The following is a 2,604-nucleotide window of genomic DNA, read 5'->3' as shown; positions in this document are numbered from 1 at the left end:
CGGAGAAGTACAAGATCACGGTATCGCCGAACTCGGACATGTCCAACCCAGTGTTTGTGGACTCGACAAACGACACAACCTACCAGACCACTGACACGCTGGACAACGACGTGTACTACTGGCAGATCGCCCATCGCGTCGGCATCACCTGGACCGCTGGCTCGGTGCACAGCTTCACACTTGAGGGAGGTTGGACGCAGTTGTCAGACATCCCGGTTGCGGTGTCCTATGGCGGCTCGCTCGCGTACGAGAAGGACTTCTACTCCAACGAGGAGTGCCTGGTGGCGCTAAGCGGAGCCGACAATCAGTACGTCAAGATCTACTACATCGACGGAGATACGTGGAACGACGACATTACCACTCCCAAGACCCAGGGCGTCGGGAGTGCCATCGTCACGCATGAAGCGGCGGACGAGACGCCGATCGAGGAGTACCCTGGTCCTTGGGTTGTCTTCGGAGAGAACTGCGACACACTCTACTATCACAGTAACCGGTCTGGCTGGTGGAAGGAGGGCCAGCTTCCGCAGTCGCTGGGCTGGGGCGCTTCGATGGCGTATGGCGTGGAGTATGACGTCCACCATCTCTACCTCATCGTTGGAGACGTCGGCAGTGGTCCCCGGAACGACTTCTACCGCTTCACACTTCCCGGCTACGAACGAGCTCAGCAGGGCGGTTCTGGTCGGCTTGCCTCTTCCTTTGCCCGATCTCTCAACGACCCGGGCAGAGTGACAGTCCAGTATCAGTTGAGCACTTCCGCCCGAGTCAGAGCGTCGGTCTTCGACGCCACGGGCAGGCAGTTCGGAGACCTGGACGCGGGTGCGCAGAAGCCCGGCGCTCATCGGCTGAGCTGGGGTCAGGATGCCGCAGGCCGGAAGCTCAGCGCAGGAGCATACTTCGTGCGCATCGACATCGGCGCGGAACAAGCTACACTCAAGGCAGTGGTAAGATAGACTCGGCAACCGGAGGGGCGGGCCTCCCGCCCCTCCAGTATTGGAGCACTCATGAAGAAACTACTGCTACTGCTCGCTCCCGTGCTGCTGTTTGCCCAGGTGGAAGTGGACACGGTGATTCGCATGCCCTCTTTCGCCCTGAATGGCCACTTCATCCCTGAGCTCAACAAGCTGTATGTTCTTGGCTGGTATGAGCACTACGCGCTGGACTGCTCGACGTGGGAACTGCTCGGCCGGATTCCGAGGTCATGGAACCAAGGGTTTGGCTGCTATTCATGGAACTGGCGACGTCAGAAGCTCTATGTCTCCGTCAACCCGAGCCCAGACAGTCTGGTGGTCATTGATGGTATTGCCGATACGCTGATCAGGACGCTCATGTGGAGCGGCCTCGGCAGCGCGTATGTGTACTCGACCGACCGTCTGTACCGTCCAGTCGCCGATAGCTTCGGCGCGATTGACTGCGCGTCCGATTCGCTTGTGAGGGGATTCCCCTCGCCTGCCTCCGGCTACGGCTTCCGGAATCCGTCGTGGGATTCGGTCGGCAACAAGCTGTACGTGTCGCTCAGCGCGTGGGGGGCACCAACCAAACTCGCCGTATACGATTGTGGCAACGATTCACTCCGGGCGATCATAGACATCCCAGCTACGTCTACGTGGCCAACGCACATCATGAACTTCAACCACGCCCTGCGCAAAGCCTACTACGGGATCGACGGCCTCGGTGGTCCGGCCGGCGTGATCGACACCAAGTACGACACGGTCATCAAGACATTTCCGTTCAGCGCGGGCCACCTGTACAACGGCGTGGCGCTGAACACCAGAGATCAGAAGGCGTACATACTCGGAGAGGACAGCATCACCGGTCGCTCTGCACTCTATGTCATTGACTGCACAACCGATACAATTATGAAGATGATATCGTTCCCAATCAAGCCGTGGCCGGTCGACCTTCTACGTTGGGTGCCCTGGAGCAATCGGATCTATCTGACCAGGGCTCAGGCGTCGTCGCACCAGGACCTCGGTATGTACGTTATCGACTGCAACACCGACTCCATCATTGTGGACAACCTCGTCTTGGGCTACTACCCGCCGATCGACTTTCAGATCGACCCGATCCGCGAGCGGGTCTTTGCCATCGGCTTCGAGAGTACGAGTGTTCACGTCCTGCGCGACACCGGGTACGCAGGAGTTGCGGAGGCGCAGCCTGCCGGCGTCATGCCGAAAGGGAATACCAGAGCACGCGTCATCAACGGCCGCGATGGTATCGAGGTCGAGTATCAGTTGAGCACTTCTGCCCGAGTCAAAGCATCGGTCTTCGATGCCACGGGCAGGCAGTTCGGAAAGCTGGACGCGGGGGCGCAGAAGCCAGGCCTACATCGGCTGAGTTGGGGTCAGGATGCTGCTGGCCGGAAGCTCAGCGCAGGAGCATATTTCGTGCGTATCGACATCGGCTCGGAACATGCTACACTCAAGGCAGTGGTAAGATAGACTCGGCACCCGGAGGGGCGGGGAGACTCGCCCCTCCAGTATTGGAGCACCTATGAAGAAACTACTGCTACTGCTCGTTCCCGTGCTGCTGTCTGCCCAGGTGGAAGTGGACACGGTGATTCGCTTGCCTTCTTTCGTCATGAATGGCCACTTTGTCCCGGAACTC

2 protein-coding genes are annotated in these 2,604 nt (G+C 59.3%); both read left to right on the top strand.

Going from position 1 to position 2,604, the window contains the following annotated elements; translation table 11 throughout:
• Positions 1 to 38: 38 nt before the first annotated feature.
• Entirely contained in the window at positions 39 to 950 is a 912-nt protein-coding gene (locus tag FJY68_14150) for a hypothetical protein (protein MBM3332964.1), read from the top strand.
• A 51-nt stretch (positions 951 to 1,001) separates the two neighbouring features.
• On the top strand, positions 1,002 to 2,438 hold the full coding sequence (locus FJY68_14145; GenBank protein ID MBM3332963.1) for a hypothetical protein: 1,437 nt from the start codon (positions 1,002 to 1,004) through the stop codon (positions 2,436 to 2,438).
• The last annotated feature ends 166 nt before the right edge of the window (positions 2,439 to 2,604 follow it).

It is taken from the genome of candidate division WOR-3 bacterium (assembly GCA_016867815.1).
Lineage (GTDB): Bacteria > Hydrothermota > Tepidihabitantia > Tepidihabitantales > Tepidihabitantaceae > UBA2258.
This window is presented reverse-complemented; position numbering and strand designations above follow the sequence as displayed.